This window comes from Myxococcus guangdongensis, assembly GCF_024198255.1.
Classification (GTDB): Bacteria; Myxococcota; Myxococcia; order Myxococcales; family Myxococcaceae; genus Myxococcus; species Myxococcus guangdongensis.
The window spans coordinates 182,410-199,879 of sequence record NZ_JAJVKW010000001.1; the positions used below are offsets into that span (position 1 = coordinate 182,410).

At 71.7% G+C, this 17,470-nt stretch carries 5 protein-coding genes; all 5 read right to left on the bottom strand.

The genetic code is table 11. The annotated features are described in order from the left end of the window. Nucleotides 1–125: 125 nt before the first annotated feature. The 5 genes from LXT21_RS00760 to cglF all read right to left on the bottom strand — a co-directional run bounded on the left by LXT21_RS00760 (nt 126) and on the right by cglF (nt 17,441). Nucleotides 126–12,401 carry a tetratricopeptide repeat protein gene (locus LXT21_RS00760; RefSeq protein WP_254036164.1) on the bottom strand — a complete coding sequence of 4,092 codons (12,276 nt, stop codon included), beginning with the start codon at nt 12,399–12,401 and terminating at the stop codon, nt 126–128. A gap of 129 nt (nt 12,402–12,530) precedes the next feature. Continuing rightward, nucleotides 12,531–14,186: a DEAD/DEAH box helicase gene (locus LXT21_RS00765; RefSeq protein WP_254036165.1), complete on the bottom strand. Its 1,656-nt coding sequence runs from the start codon at nt 14,184–14,186 to the stop codon at nt 12,531–12,533. A gap of 210 nt (nt 14,187–14,396) precedes the next feature. Continuing rightward, nucleotides 14,397–15,029, bottom strand: a complete 633-nt coding sequence (gene cglE, locus LXT21_RS00770; RefSeq protein WP_254036166.1) for an adventurous gliding motility protein CglE — start codon at nt 15,027–15,029, stop codon at nt 14,397–14,399. A gap of 105 nt (nt 15,030–15,134) precedes the next feature. Further along, nucleotides 15,135–17,087: an adventurous gliding motility protein GltG gene (gltG, locus tag LXT21_RS00775; RefSeq protein ID WP_254036167.1), complete on the bottom strand. Its 1,953-nt coding sequence runs from the start codon at nt 17,085–17,087 to the stop codon at nt 15,135–15,137. A 78-nt stretch (nt 17,088–17,165) separates the two neighbouring features. Further along, nucleotides 17,166–17,441 carry an adventurous gliding motility protein CglF gene (gene cglF, locus LXT21_RS00780; protein WP_254036168.1) on the bottom strand — a complete coding sequence of 92 codons (276 nt, stop codon included), beginning with the start codon at nt 17,439–17,441 and terminating at the stop codon, nt 17,166–17,168. Between the last annotated feature and the right edge of the window lie 29 nt (nt 17,442–17,470).

Below are 17,470 nucleotides of genomic sequence, written 5' to 3' on the forward strand. Positions count from 1 at the left end.
CCTCGGAAATGACGGGAGAAATCCCGTCGGAATCGTAGAAGTGGCCACCCGAGGCGGTCAAGGATCAGTACCTCGACCGCCCGGTTGCTCATCAACGCGTGAACCCTTGCCGGGGTTCTACCGCGTTATCTGCGCACCTGTACCTCCACGTGTGTGCCAACAGCCACACGCAGGTGGTGCAGCTCCTCGGACGTCGCGAACACCAGCAACTCCTTGAGCTTGTTTCGAGGGACGACGCGGAAGGAGGAGCCCGTCTCGCCCTGGACCAGCCGGCGCACCGGCTCCATCTCCCCGGCGACGAAGAGGCCCGCGCGAGCGGCGGTGAGCTCCGCGCCCTCCAGGAACTGACGCACCGACTGCGGCGTCGCCGTGGGGAGCCACGCCCGGGCCGCCTTGGCGAGCCCCGCGCGGTCCACGTCCGTGAGGACCTTCTCCAGGGCCCGCCGCTCCATCTCCACGCCGTGGAGGGACTCGGCGACGCGCACATTTCCCACCACGAGGTTCAGCGCGGCCTGGAGGATGGCCTCCAGTCGCTCCGCGGGCACGTACTGCGCGAAGGCCAGCTCCGGACGCGCCAGCGCCAGTGCGCGGCCCAAGAGGTAGTACACCTCCTTCTGCCCCTGCTCCGCGAAGTACTTCCCGCCCACGCGGACACACGGCGGATGCGTCTGGAGCAGCTCCACGTTGACGAGCGGCTCCGGCGCGGGCTCGTTGGAGCGCTTCGCCATGCGCTCGCGCGTGGCCACGAGGAAGGGCGAGTACAGCTCCACGCCCTCCATGCCCAGCAGGCGCGCAACGTACCGGTAGTGGTGCACGTGGTACTCCTGCGCGCTGGCCACGTCGATGCGGTGCTTCTTCGGCACGAGCTGGTACTGCGTGAAGGGCACCGCGTACAGGTGTCCCGCCTTGGCGAAGAGCAGACCGAGCAGCTCCGCCAGTGGCCCGCGCGCCTTCGGGTGGAACAGGTGCGTGTGCCACAGCCGGTCGTCGACCGGACGCTGCGCGACCTCCTTCTTCTTCGCGTAGGGCCCGAGCTTGGAGAGGATCTCCTTCTCGTCCTCCCCCGCTTCGCCGAGCAGCCCCGAGGCGGCCTGGGCCGCGAGCCACGCCAGGTCGTAGTCCTTGCGCAGCGCCGCGAGCCGGACGAGCTGACCGCAGATCTTCCGCGCGTCGGTCGTGTGAGGCAGCGCGCGCCGGAGCGCGGCGATGGCCTCCTCCTCCTTGCCGGGCATGTTGCCGGCGAGCTCGGCGTACGCCTCCTGTACTGCGGCATCGTCCGGCAGGCCCTTGGCGGCCACACCGTAGGCGGCCACCGCGCCCTCCGGGTGCTTGAGCACCTGGTGATACAAGTCACCGAGCGCACGCCACAGCGCCATCCGCGCCACGTGCGTCTCCGGCGTCTTGGGCAGGCGGCCGAGCATCTTCGTGTAGTTCTCCTCCAGCGACTTCCACTGGCGGGCACCACCGAGCATCGCCTCGAGTGAGCTGAACGCCTCGACGAAGCGCGGGTCCAGATCCAACGCCGCGTTGAACGCCTGGCCCGCACCGTCGACGTCCTTCAGGTCGTCACGGCGCAGCTCACCCAGGGCGAACCAGACGCGCTTGGCCTTGTGCGGCTCCGACGCCAGCGCGGGGAGCGCCAGCATCCGCGCCAGCACGTCCGCGGCCTTCTGGCCCTGACGCGTCTCGCGCAGCAGCACGTAGAGCTGGTCCATCACCTCCAGCGCGTCGGGCTGGACGCGCAGGGCGCCGGTGAAGGCGTCGATGGCCATGTACGGGTCGTGCAGCTCATCGCGGGAGATGCGGCCCAGGTCCAGGTACACCTTCACCTTGGCCTCGCCCTCCAGCACGCCAACCAGCTGCTGGCGCAGGTCCGCGGACTTCTCGAACTGGCCCGCCTTGTCCATCAGCACCACGAGCGCGCGCAGCGTGGGCTCGTGACCCGGGTCGATGGCCAGCGCCTTCTCGAAGTGGTTCTGCGCGCGGTCCGCCTGGTTGAGCGCGGCGTGGATGTCACCCAGCTGCCAGTAGACCTCCACGACCTCCAGGTCCGTGAGCTCCTCGCGGTGGTGGATGAGGATGGTCTGGAAGACCTTGAGCGCCCCCTCGTAGCGGCGCGTCTGCACGAGCAGGTTGCCGTAGCCCTCGAGCGCGGGCAGGTACGTCGCGTCGCGCTCGTACGCCGTCTCGTAGCAGCTGAGCGCCTTGTCGCGCCGGCCCAGCTTCTCCGCCACGTAGCCCAGCCGGTAGAGCTGGCGGCACAGGTCCGCGGCGGTGGCCGCGTCCTTCTCCACCATCGCCTTCTCCGACAGCTTGCGCGTGACGATGTCGAGCATCCGCTCCGCGTCGGACCATTGCTCGTGGGCGATGTACACGTCCGCCAACGGACGCGCGGCCTCGATGCTGTCCGGGATGTGCTTGAGCGCCTCCTCCCAGTAGCCCGTGGCCGTGTCGCGGTCCTCGCGCGTCTCCGCGTGGTAGCGCGCCACGTCCAACAGCGCCTTGCCCTTGGCGACCGGGTCCTCGGTCTGCTCGGCCTCCTGACGCAGCGTCTGCTCGTAGCCGCTCCAGTCCTTCTCCTGCTCGAGGATGCCCTTGAGGGCGCGGAGGCTGGGCAGGTGGCCCGCGTCGATGGCGATGGCCAGCTGATAGGCATTCCGGGCGCTGCCCGTGTCCATCAGCATGTCCTCGTTGATCTTCCCGAGGCGGTAGTAGAGCTCCACCGCATCCTTCGACTGGCCGGCCAGCTCCGCGTCCTTCTGGAGCATCTCCAGCGCGAAGGGCCAGTTGCCGCTGCGCTCGTACAGCTTGCCCAACGCGTGCAGCGCGGGCCGGCTGCCAGGGTCCGCCGCGAGCGCCGCGTGGTAGCTGTTGACGGCCCGGTCCACCGCCTTGAGGTTCTGGTACTGGACGTTGCCGATGTCCACGTACAGCTCCGCCTGCTCCTCGGGGCTGACGGCGAGCGAGAGCTGCCGCTCGTAGGCGTTGATGAGGTCTTCCCAGCGGCCCTGCACCCGACGCAGGCGGATGAGGACCTTGATGGCCTGGACGTTCTGCGGATCGATGGAGAGCACGCTCTCCACGCACACGTCCGCGTTGGCCGGGTTCTGGTACTTGTCCTCCCAGATGGTGGCGCTGCGGAACAGGACGCGGACCTTCTCGCGCCAGTCGTCGCTCAGCTCCAACATCCGCTCGTAGATGGCGAGCAGGTCCGCCGGCTGGTCCAGCTTGGTGTGCAGCCGCTCCAGCGACTCCAGCGCCTCGCGGTTGACCGGGTCCAGCTCCAACGCCTGACGGTAGGCGGCGACCGCGGAGTCGTCGTCCGAGAGGTCCCTCTCGAACACGCCGGCGACCTCCACCTGGATGCGCGCGCGCTCCTCGGCGGTGGCGGCCAGGTCCCGGGTGCGCAGCAACGTCATGGCCACGTCGCGCCACGCGCGCTGCCGCCGGTACAGCGCGGTGAGCACCCCGAGCGTCTCGGTGTCCGGCTCCAGCTCCAGCGCGCGCAGCAGCGCGCTCGCGGCCTCGGACGGGTCCTCGAGCTTCTCGTCCCAGACGCGGGCAATCTCCCGGAGGATGCTCTTGCGCTGCTCGATCGAGCCGGCGGCCTCGAGCTTCTGCTCCAGCGCCACCACGTACTCACGCTCGTGGCCCCGGCGCTGGAACACGGCGGCCAGTCCGTCCAGCGCGGTGGCGTTGGTCGGGTCGAACTCGAGAATCTTCCGGAACGCCCCTTCCGCGGCCTGCGGGTCATCCAGCCGCGTGTCGTGGACTCGCGCGAGCGTCGCGTACAGCCGCTCCGCCAATGGCCCGCGCGGTAGCTCGTCCGCGACCTCCTCGTAGACGGCCGCCAGCTCCTCGTGGCTGCCCGTCTCGTCCGCCAGCCGCTCCACTTCCTCGCGGAGCGTGTCGTCCGAGGCATCCAGCTGCAGCGCGCGGCAGAGCGCCAGGAAGGCCACGTCCTTCTGCCCCAGCCGCTCCTCCTGGACGCGAGCCAGCTCGCGCAGGGCGGCCATCTTCTCCTCGTCCGTGACGAAGTGGGGCATGTACCGGTCGACGGCCGTCGCGTACGCGCGCCAGTCGTTGTACGTCCGGTACAGCTCGCACACGCGCTCGTACGCCGCGCGGTTCGCGGGGTCCAGCTCCAGCACCTTCTCCAGCGCCCCGGTGGACTGCTCGGGCTTGCCGCCCGGCCCCGCCCACAGGTCCGCCACCTCGTAGTACGTGGCGACGGCGCGCTCACGCTCTTCGGCGGCCAGGTGCACCTGCACCTTCAGCTCCAGCGCGCGCACCGCGTCGTTCCACGCGCGCAGCGAGACGAACAGCGTGTGCACGCGCTCCAGCTCGGACACCTGGTGGGGCTCCACCTCCAACGCGCGACGGGCGGCGTCCAGCGCCTCCTCGCGGCGCCCCATTCCGGCGAGCACCTCCGCCAGGCGCAGGCGCAGCGCCTTCACGCCCTCGCTGTTCTCCTGAAGCGGGATGAGGCGGCGCAGCACGCCCACCAGCTCCTCGCGCTGCTCCGTCTCGTCGTACAGCTCGCGCAGCGTGTCCAGCACCGCGCGGTTGCGCGCGTCACGGTCCAACGCCGCCTTGAAGTACGGAACGGCGGCCTCGGGCTGCTTGAGCAGCCGGTACACCACACGCCCCAGCCGCTCGTTGAGCCGCACCACCTCGCGCGGGTCCAGCGTCATCGCCAGACGGCCCTCGAGCAGCGCGCGCAAATCCTCCGGCCGATTCGCCCGCTCGTACAGCGACTCGAGCGCGGAGAAGGCCTGGTCGTTGCGCGCGTTCTTCGCCAGCAGCTCGCGGTACAGCTCGATGGAGCCGCCCAGGTCCGACAGCCCCTCGGCGGACACCTGCGCCATCTTCGCGAGGACGCGGTCCCGCTCCGCCCCCGCCACCTTCTCCGACTGGAGCTTGAGGATGGCGTAGAGCTTCTCCGACGCGGAGGCCGCCTCGTAGATGCTCTCCAGGAGTCGCGCGGACGCCAGGTGCCCGGGCTCCAGCTTGAGGATGCCCTCGTAGGCGCTCGCCGCGCGGTCCGGGCTGTCCAACCGCTCCTGATAGAGCTGCCCCAGGCGGAAGAGGTAGCCCACGCGCTCGGCCTGCTCGGTGGCGCCCGTGACGAGCGCCTCCAGGATGCCCGCGAGCTCCGGCCACGCCTGCAGCTCCAGGTACAGCCGGTCCAGCGCCACCAGCGCCTTGGCCTGCACGGCGACATGCAGCGTGCGCGCCCGCTCGTAGTACGAGACGGCGCGGTCCGAGTCCCGCAGCTTCGACTCGAGCAACTGCCCCAGCTTCAGGCACACCTGCGCCGCGTCGGCGGCCTCGGCCACGCGCGGCAGCGCCTCCTCGTACGCCGCGACCAGCTCGTCGTAGCTGTCCGAGGCATCCGTGGCGTTCTCCAGACGACGGCGCACCTCACCGTCGTTCGGGTCCTCCTTGAACGCGCGGAAGAGCGCCAGGAACGTCAGCTCCGACTCGCCCTGCGACTCGCGCAGTGTCGCCAGCTCGCCCAACAGCGCCTTGCGCTCGAAGGCATCCGTGGACACGCCCACGCGCGTCTCGATGAGCTGCGCCAGTCGCGGCACGTCGCCACTCGCGCGGAAGGCGCGCAGCAACGTCTCCACCGCGAGCAGGTTCTGCGGCTCGCGCGACACCAGCGCCTCCATCCGGCCCACCGCGCCCGGATGGTTGGGCTGCACCGTCAGCACCTCACCGTACAGCGCCAGCGCGCCCGTGCGGTCCAACAGCCGCGTCTCGCGCACCGAGGCCAGGCGGAACTTCAGCTCCAGCCCCGCCTCCGGAGGCATCAGCGCGATGCGGCGGGCCAGCACGTCCGCCAGCTCCGGCCAGCGCTCCTGCTTCTGGCACAGCGCCTCCATGCGCTCCAGGCCGGCCACGTCGTCCGGCTTGAGCTCCAAGAGGCGCCGGAAGGTCGCCAGCGCGCCCAGCGCGTCCTGGAGCTGCTCCTCCTGCAGGTGTCCAATCTGGAAGAGCACCGCCGCACGACGCGCGGGGTCCTCGGCCACCGCGAGCTGACGGCGCAGCACCTCGAGCAGCTCCGTCGGCTTGCCCTGCGACGCCACCAGTCGCACGGTGCCATCCAACGCCTCGGTGTCCGAGGGCCGCAGCTCGAGCACGCGCTTCCAGGACGTCAGCGCCTCGGAGGGCTCGCCCAGGTCCGTCTGCAGCCGCGCCAGCGCGCGATACATCTCCGCGCGCGCCGCGTCCCCCGCCTTGGGCGCCACTTCCATCAGCACCGCGCCCAGCTCCTCGGGAGCCTCGGCGCGATCCACCAGCGACACGCACAGCTCCAGCGAGCGCAGGTCGTCGGGCAGCTCGCGCAGCGCACGCGTCGCCGCCAGGAAGCCCATCTCCGCGTTCTCCAGCGGACCGGCGTACATCTCGGCGATGCGGCGCAAGAGCGCGGCGCGCTCCTGGGGCACCGCCTCCGCCGACGCGCGCGACTCCAGCATCTCCACCTGCTTGAGGTGGTTGCCGACGGCGACGAAGACAGGCTCCAGCGCGCTCGCGGCCGCGCCACGCAGCGGGCTCTCCGAGCGGGCCATCTCCTCGAGCGCGCCCACCGCGCCCGCGTGTCCCGCCCGCCGCTCCAACACGGACTGGTACAGCTCCAGCGCGCCACGCGGGTCGTCCAGGCGCGAGAACTTCAGGCGCCCCAACCGCACGCGCAAATCGGACGATTCCTCCTGAGCACCGCGCGCGTCGGCGAGCTGGATTTCACGCTCGATGTGCTGCGCCAGCTCCGCCCAGCGCTCCATGTCCGCCAGCACGCGCCCCAACAACTTGAGCGCGTTCGCGTTCTCCGGACGCAGCAGCAGAATCTCGCGGTAGGCCTGCGCCGCGAGCGCCTTGTCCGCGAGCGTCTCCTCGGCCAGGTGCGCCAGCTCGAACAACAGATTCACCTGCGACGCGGCGCTCGGCTCCGCCGCCACCTGCCGCCGCATGACCAGCGCCAGCTCTCGGTGAGCCCCGGTGCGCCGATGGACGCGGGCGATGGACTCCAGCACCGCCTTGTTCTTCGGGTCCCTGCGGCTCACCTCCTCCAGCGCGCGCACCGCGAGGTCGTAGCGCTTGAGGCGGTTGTCGTAGAGCGTCGCCAGCCGGCGCCACAAATCCCCGGCGAGCGGCTCCTGGGTGTCACGCTCGAGCTGGTCCTCGTACGCGCCAGCGACCTCCTCGAACGAGCCGGAGTCCGCCGCGAGCCGCTCCAGCTCGTCGCGCACCGACGTCTCCTGCGGGAACTCGTTGAACGCGCGCAGCCGCGCCACGAAGGCCAGCGACGTCTGCCCCAGCGCCTCGCGCAGGGTGGCGATCTCCTGGATGTGCTCCAGCCGCCGCTCCGGCGCCACGCCGGGCAACAGCACCTCCATGACCTCCACCAGCTTCCGCGTGTCGTTCAGGCCCCGGTAGACGGGCTCCAACAGGCGCGCCGCCTCGACGCGAGGCCCATCGTGCGCCATCAACCGCTCCAGGCCCGCCACCACCTGGCCATCCCCGGGCGCCAGCTCCAACAGCCGGCGATACACGGGCAGCGCCTCCGCCGGGCCCACTTCCTTCTCGAGCAACTGCGCGCGCTTGAGCAGCCAGCCCCGCCGCGCGCCATCGTCGGCCGCGCCGTCCGCGAGCTGGTCCAACACGTCCGCCTGCTCCACGAAGCGCCGCGCCTTCGCGTACAGCCGCTCCAGCGCCAGGAGCCCCTCGGGCAGCCGCCTCAGCGCCAGCGCCGAGCGGTACGTCTCGATGGCCCGCGCGTCCTCACCGGCGTTGGCGTAGGCCTCGCCCGCCTTGAGCAACAACCCCACGCGCTCCTCTGCGTCCTGGGAGAGCTGGGCCTGACGCGTGTAGACCTCCGACAGGCTCTTGGCGTTCTGGCCCTTCTCGTACAGCCGGGACAGCGCCTCCAATGCCTGGCGGTCCTGCGGCGCGTCCGCGAGCAGGTTCTTCCAGAGGCGCGCGGCCTCCTCGGGCTGGTCCAACGACTCACGCAGCTCCGCGGCACGGCGCAACAGGTCCAGCGCGGCCGAGTCGCCCTCGGTGAGCTCCACCGTGGCCGTCTCGTAGATCTCCGCGAGCACCTCGTGCGAGCCCGTCTCGCGCGCCAGGCGCTCCAGGTCGGGGCGCACACCGTCCCGGTCCAGGCCCTGCGCGAAGGACTTCACCGAGGACATGAAGGCCAGCGACGGCTGGCTCATGTCACGCTCGTAGATGCGACGAATCTCCCCCGCGAGGAGGATCTTCTCCGTGGTGAGCGCGGACTCCATCCGCGCCTCGCGCAGCGACACGCGGCGGGCATGGTCGCCCACCTGCACGAGCACCGGGTCCAACACATCCAGCGCGGCGCCACTGGCGGACACCGCCGCCTTCACCCACGCCTCGAGCGCGGCCCGAGCACCGGGATGGCCCGAGTCCTCCGCGAGGATGCGCTTGTAGAGGCCCAGCGCCGCGTTCGAATCGTCGAGCACCGTGCGCTGCAGCTCAGCCAGACGGAAGGAGACCTCGCGCCCCTGAGGGCTCTGGCCTTCCTGATTGCGGCGCAGTGCCAGCGCCCACGCCAGGTCCTGATGCCGCCCGAGCTCCGTGTAGAGCCGGTCCAACGTGGCCGCGGCCTCGCGGTTGGCCGGGTCTCGCTGGGCAATCGCGCGCCACGCCTCCGCCGCGCTCTCCAGGTCCGACAGGCGAGCCTCATGCAGCAGCGCGGCCTCGCGCAGGAACACGAGCTGCTCGGCCGGCTCCGGCGACGCGGCCGCCAGCTTCTCCAGCACCTCCGCCAGCGCGGCCCACTCCTCGCCGCCGCGGTGCAGACGCTGCAAGGCGCGCAGGCTGTCCAGGTTGCCCGGCTCCAGCGCCAGCAGCGCGCGCAGGGCCTTCACCGCGCCCGCCTTGTCGTCGAGCTTCTTCTCCTGCACCTCGGCCAGCTCGCGCAGCAGCGCCGCGCGCGCGGAGCCCACGTCGCCTTCCTCCGCCAGCTCCTCGATGATCTCCGCGTAGCTGTCCAGCGCGTCGGCGTCCTCCGCCGCCTGACGCGCCGTGGAGCGAAGCCCCGCGTCGCCGGGCGCCAATCGGAGCGCACGGGCCAGGGCCGCGAACGCCAGCTCCGGCTGCCGCAGATGCGCCAGATGCACCTGCGCGGCCTGCCGCAGCACCTGCACCCGCGCCGTGTCGTCCTTGGCCACCTCCGCCAGCACATCCAGCGTGGCCACCAGCTTGCGGTAGTCCTTGGTCCGCTCGAGCGCGGGCAACAACACGCGCGCCGCGGCCTCGCGCGCCGTGCCCGACGCCAGCATGGCCTCCAGCGCCGCGAGCGCGTCCGGGTCCGAGGGGCGCTGCAGCAGGATGTCCGCGTAGCTGCTCACCGCCTCCGCGCTGCCGTCCTGCAGGCCCTGCAGCAACTGCGCGCGGCGGAGCTTCAGGCGAGAGACCTTGTCCGACTCGCCCGCCGACTCCGCCAGACCAATCATCCTCGCCAGCGTGTCGCCCAGCTCCCGCGTGCGGCCGGCCTTTTCGTACAGCTCCGCCAGGCGCGGCAGGTGCCGGCCCTCTTCCGCGCCGTGCGAGAGCGCGGACTGGAGCGCCTCGGCGGCCTGCGCCGGTCGCCCGAGCTCCGTGTTCAGGTCCACCAACTGGAGCAGCAGCTCCAGCTTCTCCGCGCCGCGAGCGCCCTGGATGCGCTTGCGCAGCAGCTCCTCCGCGTCCGCCGCGCGGCCCGCGCGCCCATACAGGCGCACCAGTCGCTGCAGCACCGCGCCCGACTCCGGAGCACGCTCCACCGCCGCCTCGAGCGCGGCGATGGCCTCCGCCACCAGCCCGCCCTCCTCCGCCAGGCCCGCCGCCTCGGTCAGCAGCGACAGCGCCACCGCGGGGTCCTCGGCCTCGGCCGCCAGCGTGCGCAACACGCGCCCCAGCTCGGCGTGCGCCGACAAATCCCTCGCCAGCCGCAAGGCCTCGCCGCGCGATGACTCGTCCCGCGGGTCCTCGCGCACCACGCGCACGCGCGTGTCGAAGGCCGCGCGGCTGTCCGCGAGCTGCTTCTCGTGGATGCTCGCCAGGAGCGAGAACAGCCGCTTGCGCGCGGCCGCGTCCGTCGTGGACTCGAGCTGCTGCTGCAGCGCCGCCACCTGTCGCTGGTGGTCACCCGCGCGCCCGTAGTGCGCCGCCAGCGCCTCGGTGACCTCCTGCGTCCGCACGCCCGAGGCCGCCAGTCTCTCGAGGCCGCCCACCACCACGCCCGTGGACACGTTCTCCGTCAGCAGACCCAGGAACAGGTCGGCCGCGTCCTCCTGCCGTCCCAACCGCTCCGCGTACAGCTTGGCCTGGCGCGCCGTCCACTCGTTGCGCTCCAGCTGCGTCTCCGCCAGCGAAGCCAGTCTCCCCGCCAACGCCGCCGCCTCGTCGAAGCGGGACAACGCCACGCACAAGGCCTGCAGCCGCTGCACCGCGCCCACTTCATCGGGCGCCAGCTGCGTCCACTCACGGACCAGCGGCTCCAGCTCCTCGGGCGGAGCGCCCGCGGCCTCGCGCCGCGTCACCTCCGCCTCGATGCGCGCCTTCGGATCATCCGCGAGCGCCGCGGCCGCCTGCAGCGACTTCACCGCCTCCGCGGCGGCCTCGTCACCGGGCACGCGCACCAACACCTCGCGCCACGCGGCCTCCGCGCGCACCGGGTCCGCCAACGGTCCCTCCAGCAGCTGCGCGAGCTGCCGCCACAGCGTCGCGGCGACCTCCACCACCGGGGCCGCCTGCGCCGCGCGCTGGAGCGCCAGGGCCAGCGCGGGCCTCGCGTTCGCCTTCTCCGCGTGCTCCACCACCGAGCCGAGCAGCAGCGGACGCGCCGGGTCCAACTCCAGCGCCCGCGACAGCACCTCGAAGGCGCCGCGCGCGTCGTCCTTCTCCTCGAACATCAGCGCGAGCGCCTCGCAGAAGGCCACCCGCTCCGCCCTCGGCCGGGGCGCCAGCAACGCCAGGTCCAGGAGCGGCACCACCGCCTCCAGCTCCTCGTCCTCCGCCAGGAGCCGCGCGAGCTGGAAGGCCGCCAGCGCGTGCGTGGGGTCCAGCTTGAGCGCCGCCTCCAGGTGCGCGCGCGCCGCCGAGCCATCCTTGAGCTGCGTCAGGCACAGCTCCGCCAGCCGCAGGCGCATCCCCGCTTGTCCCGACTTGTCCTTCACGGTGCCCAGGTAGCGCTCCAGCACCACTACCGCGTCCTGAGCCCGGCCTCCCTCCAGCAGTTGCTCCGCCGTGAGGCTCGCCGCGTCCGCGCGCGACGGGTCCGCCGCCACCGCCTTCTCGAAGGCCGCCAGCGCGCCGGGCGCGTCGTTCAGCCTGCCCAGGCGCAGCGTGCCCACGCGCAGCCACAGGTCCACCTGTGCGCCGCGGTCCTTCACCTCGCCCGCCATCGCCTCGATCTGCTCGATGGCCGGCGCGAAGTCCGTGCCCGCGCGCGCGGCCATCTTCTCGATGAGGGACAGGCCCTCCGGCATGCCCGGCCACAGGAGGAAGCAGCGGTCCAACGCCTCCTTCACCTTGCCGGCCGAGCCCGGGTCGTACCAGGCGAACAGCTTCGCCACGAGCAGCGACAGCCGCGCGGCGCTCTTCCGGTCCCGCTCCTCCAACGACATCCCGCGCAACATCCGCACGCGGTCACGCCACGTCTGCTCGAAGCGCTGCAGCGCCCGGGTGGCCTTCTCCACGCGCGCGTTCTGCGGCTCCAACGTCCGGGCGACCTCGAGCACCCGCTGCGCCAGCTCGTGCTCGGTGGGGTCGTCCACCAGTCGCTCGGCGAGCGCCGCGTACTCCTCGGCCATGCCCGCGTCGCCCAACGCCTCGCGCTCGCGCTCCAGCGCCTCGAACGCCGTCTGGAAGCGCTCCTCGGACAACAGCAGCTGCCGCACCCGCCGGAAGATGGCCCGGTCCGACTTCGCGCGCGCCGCGCGCTGCAGACACAACACCGCCCGGTCGCGACGGAAGAGCTTCTGCTCGTAGAGGTCCGCCGCCTTCAGGTAGTGGCCCGCGCTCTCCTCGCCCTGGGTCGCGCTGCCCAACTTCTCCAGCACGTCCGACAACGCCGCGGCGTCCTGCCGCGACTCGTGGAGGCGCTTGAGGCCGCGCAACGCCGGCAGCGGCTCCTTCGCCACCAGCAGCGCTCGCTTGAGCAGCTCCTCCGCCCGAGGCGCGTTGCGCTGCCGCTCGTGCGCGAGCTCCGCCGCGCGGCACAACAGTCGCACCGCTTCATCACTGGCGACGTCGCGCGAGCGTCCCTCGTACAGGCGGATCAACTCCTCCACACGGCCGGCCTTCTCCAGGGCGGCCTCGGCTTCGACGAAGCTCCGGTCATCGGACACGCGCAGCGTGGGTCGAGCAGACGTGGGCTGTTGCATGGGGACGGCGGGCCTCGGGGGTGAAAATGGAACGCAGCGGGGGCGCCAGCCGCCGGACTCTACCGGCCGCGAGCGCCCCCGAGCAATCGTGCAAAACCCGCCAAAGGGCGGGAATCATTGGCCTTCTTGCTACTCGGCCGAGGAAGCGTCGGGGGGTACGTCCCCGTCCTCGCCCCCCGCGGACGCCTCGGTGGGCGCCGGAGCAGGGGCCGCCTCGGGCAGCGCCTTGGCCCGCTCCACGCCCGCGCTGTCATTCAGCTGGGTGTAGAGGGCCACGGCCTTGTCGCGCTGCTGCAGCTCCTCCGCGAGCTGGGCGGCGCGCGGCAGGTTGCCGAGCTTCTCGTGGAGCGGAAGGGCCTTGTCCTTGCGCCCCGCGGCCTCCCACGCCTCGGCGGACGCGGCGACGTCGCCGAGCAGCTCCAGCCACCGGGCACGGCCCGCGGGCTTCTGCTCCGACTCGGCCCGGGCCAGCTCGCGCTGCGCCAGCTCCTTCGCCTCTTCATCCAGCTTCAGCCGCTGCATGAAGTGGAACGCCTTGGGAGGAGGCAGCGTGCCGAGCACCTCCACCGCCTCGCGGCGCTGGCCGGCCGCCACGAGCAGCGTGGCCGCGCCCAGACGGTCGCCACGCTCCACCAGGCTCTTCACCTCGAGCCCGCGGATGCGGTTGGCGCTGGCCATGTCCCGCGAGCGCTCGTACGACTTGCGCGCCAGGGTCAGCTTGCCCGCGCGCTCGTAGGCGAGCGCGGCCTGGTCGAACTGACGGGCCCGCTCGTACAGGCGCGCCACGTTCTCGAAGTCACCCTTGCCCACGTAGTGCTCCATGAGGAGCTCGTAGGCACCGGCCTTCTCCAGCGTGGGGGCGAGCTGATCCGCCGGCAGCGTGCTCACCAGCTTGCGCGCGGAGTCGTTGTCCCCACCCGCCAGGGCGTTGCGCAGGGCGCTCTTGAGGTCCCCGCCCGCCTCGAACAGGCGCGTCGCGTCGGCGAAGCCGCCGTTGCGCTCGTAGAGCCGGCCCGCGTCACGCGTGCGGCCCATGGCCTCCAGCTGCTTGGCCTGCTCCTTCCAGTCCCCGGTCAGCTCGGGCACCGGGCGGCGCTCACCGGGCGCGCCGCGCTCGGGACGCTCAGCGCGCTCCCGACGCTCGCCTCGCTCCGGGCGCTCGCGACGCTCTCCGGCAGCGCCGCGCTCGGGGCGCTCACCACGCTCCCGACGCTCGCCTCGCTCCGGGCGCTCGCGACGCTCTCCGCGCTCCGGACGCGACTCGGTCCGGGCCTGCGGCGCCGCCTGGGGCTCCTCGACCTCGGGACCCGGCTGACGGCCGCTGGCGGTGAAGGCCACCTCGGCGCGCTCCTTGTCACCCGCCGCGCGCCAGACCTGTCCCACCAGGAACAGCACGTCCGTCCACGCGTCGAACTTCTCCTTCGCGGGGTCCACCGCGGGCGCCGCCGGAGCAGCCGCCTCCGCGGGAGCGCCCTCCGTCGCGACAGCCTCCGCGCCCTCGGCGGGAGCGGCGGCCTCGGCCGGAGCCTCGGGGGCCTCGACCGGAGCGGCGTCGGCGGCGGCAGCCTGCGGCGCGGCCGGCTTGGGCTGACGCTGCACGCGCAGCATCGTGGTGATGAGGCGACCGCGCGTGTTGAGGTCCAGATCATCCAGGGACTTCAGCCGCATGGGCCGCAGCGAGCGGACAATCGCTTGCAGCGGGGCCTTCTCGGCCGAGAAGTCCGTCTTGGAAAGCGCCTTCTCCAGCACGCTCAGCTCGGAGATGACCCGCTGACCCGGGCCCACGGGCCCCTCGTCGCGGCCACGCCCCCGGCCATCGCCACGGCCACGCCCCTCGCCCCTGCCACCACCAGGGCCTCCGGGACCGCCACGGCCACCAAATCCACCGCCAGGACCATCACGGCGCGGGCCCTGACCCGGCGCACCCCCGTCACGACCGCGCCCACCCTGGCGCGGCCCACCGCTTCCATTCTCCTGAGGCACGTCTATCTCCCGCTAGAACGCGTAGCGAATGTTCGGCGCCACAGCGAATCCGAACGAGCCTCCGGAAACGAGGTAGTTCCCCGTGACCTCGAGCCCCACGGAAAAGTGGCGCAACCGTGTGTAGTACTCCACTCCGGGCCCGGCAAACACAAGAATGTCGGAATCCGGAAGGAGACGCTTCGGCGAGAACATCGCATAACCCGCGCCCGCGCGGACGTAGAACCACGTGCGCTTCACCTCCTGGCTGTCGGCCAGGCCCACCAGGCGCGCGCGCAGCACCGCGCCCGGGACGAAGGTGGAGTAGTCCCCGGACACCGCGCCACCGGACTCGCCGATGTACTCGGCGCTGGTGCGGATGCTGGAGCCCATGACGAACAGGCCCACGGAGATGCGCTCACCCAGGTCCACGCCGACTTCCACCTGGGCCATGGGGCCCGAGGAGAACGGCCGGGGCGTCCCCTCGGCCGCGGGCGGGTTCGTCACGAAGAGCGGCCCGCCGAGCAGCGCGAAGTAGAAGCCCCGCTCGATTTCATCGAACGTGGTGGCGGGCCGGTCGCCCGTCGCCGTGGAGGGTGGTTGCTGTGCGCTCGCGGCCAGGGGGAGGACGAACGCGGCACACAGGGCAATGGGGGCGAGGGCTTTCATGCGGTCCTGAGGTTGACAGGGGCTCCCTCGGGGGACGGGAGCCGGGGTGACTGCGCGGGCGACCCTGGGGAAGGGCCGCCCGTCCAACGGTGAACACCCGGCGCGCTACTCGCCGGACTGCTTGAAGATGAACGGATAGGTGACGACCACCACGCCACCACCCTTGGGCTCCGGGAACTTCCAGGTGCGCACGCGGCCCGCCACGCACGTCTCCAGCTCCGCGTTGCCCGCCGTGGACTGAGCCACCGAGGACGACGCCACGGAGCCGGTGGCCGTGATGACGAACTTCACCGCCACCTTGCCACCCAGCTTCGGGAAGCGGTTGAGCATGCTCTCGTAGCAGTAGCGGATCTGCGCGCGGTTGGCCTGGATGACCTTGCGGATGAGCTCCTTGTCCAAGGAGCCCATGACCTCCGGGTCGGACGAGGTGATGCCCACGTCCACGCTGGACTTGCCGCCCAGCACACCCACGCCGGTGCCGTAGCTGCCGGTGCCACCGCCGCGGCCCTTCGTACCGATGCCGCCGATGCCCACGGTGTCACCCGTGCCGCCGCCGCCGCCGCCAGAGCCGCGCAGGCCCAGGCCGCCGAAGCCGCCCGAGTCACCCGCCTTGGCGCCGAACATGTTGCCCATGGCGCTCTTCAGGTCGCCGCCCAGGCCCTTGCTGCCGAAGACGGTGGAGATGCCGCCCTTGCCGCCGCCGAAGATCTTGGCGGTCAGCGCGCGCGCCTCGTCCTTCTTGTTCGGGTCGCCCTTGGGCGCGGTGCGGTTGTTGGTCTTGGGCGCGTCCTTCTTGCCCATCTGACCCTCGTCACCGCGGCTCTTGGCCGCCATCTCGCCGCTCTTCTTCGCCTCCTTCTGCTGATTGAGGCGCTCGAGGAACTTGTTCTTCTGCACCTCGGGCGGCTTGATGATGAGCTTGGCGATGCGCGCGGAGTTGGCGGACAGCTCGTCCGCGTACTCGTCACCCTCGCCCGTGCGGTTCATCGCGGTGATGACGAACGCGGTGGCCGCGAAGAACATCACCAGGAAGATGTTGAGCGCGGTGTAGTCCAGCGACTCGCCCAGCGGCGCCACGACGCGCTTGGGGACCGCCTGGAAGACGGCCTCCATCGTCACGCCGCCCAGGTCCACCCAGAAGAAGTCCTCCGCGTCGAGCGTGAGCGTGTACGCGTCACCCTCGTGCGAGGCCTTGCCGGACTCGATGACCGCCTTGAGCTCCTGCGTCTCGCCCTTGCGGACCAGTTCGCCCTTCATCTTCCCCGTGAAGCGCACGGTGAAGGACTGGCCGTCGGTGCGGAGCACCTCGAAGCGCGGGCCGCCCAGCTTGGCGTCGCCCATGACGAAGTCGACACCCGCGGCGCTGCCCACGGCCACGGCGCGCTTGGCGCCCGGGCCCACGAAGAACTCGCCCACCCGCTGGTCACCCCAGGAGAAGCGCAGCGCCACGCCCTGCGGACCGCTCGACTTGGAGCGGCGCACGGTGCGAGCGCGCGGCGCGACCTCGGCGGCGGCCTCACGGGCCACGGGAGCGGGCTCCTCGGCGGCGACGATGGCGTTCTTCTGCGTGGCGGCGACCGAGGCATCCAGCGCGCCCGTGCTCGCGGCGGCGGCCGGAGCGGGAGCCTCTGGCTCGGCGGCCACGGCGGCGGCCTGCGCGAGCCCCGCGGCCGGAGCGCCCGGGACCAGCACGGGGTTCTTCTCCGTGGTGGCGTCGGTGCTCGCGGCGGCGACCGCCAGGTTCACCGCGGCCACGGCGGCCGGGTTCTCCAGGTGGATGGTCGTCCCACCCACGCGAATCCTGTCACCGAACGAGAGCTGGCCCTTGTTGACCCGCTTGTCGTTGACGTACGTCCCCTCGACGCTGCCCATGTCGATGATGGACATGGAGCCGTCGCCGGCGACCTCGATGACGGAGTGGATGCGGCTGACCTTCTCGTCCTCCAGGCACAGGTGCGCCGAGGACAGACGGCCAATCTTGATGATGTCGCGCTCGTAGTCCTTGGAGGCGACCAACGTCTCGCCCTTGAAGACCTTGAGTGTCAGCGGAACGGCCATGAAGGCTCCTGCGTGGGGTCAATGCTCGCTATGACAACGCTCGCGCCGGCAGGTTCCCACCGGCGCAGGAAGGCGGAATTACAGCTCGCCCACCGACTGCATCACCTTGTCCTCGAAGTCCTCGCGGATGCGGATGAGGTTCGAGTGCTTCACCTTGTCGCGCGCCTCGATGTACTCGCCGTCCGGCTTGGTGAGGTCGCCTTCGATGGTGTCGTCCTCGAAGTCGATACTGGTCGTCTTCGAGTAGCGCACATTGCCCTCGCCCGCCCCACCGCCCGCCGGCTTGGCGGCGTCATCCTGGGCGAACGCAGTCCCGGCCGAGAGCACCACGCACAGCATCAGAGCCTTCCGCATCACTGTCTCCCACGCGGGCCCCGCCGGGC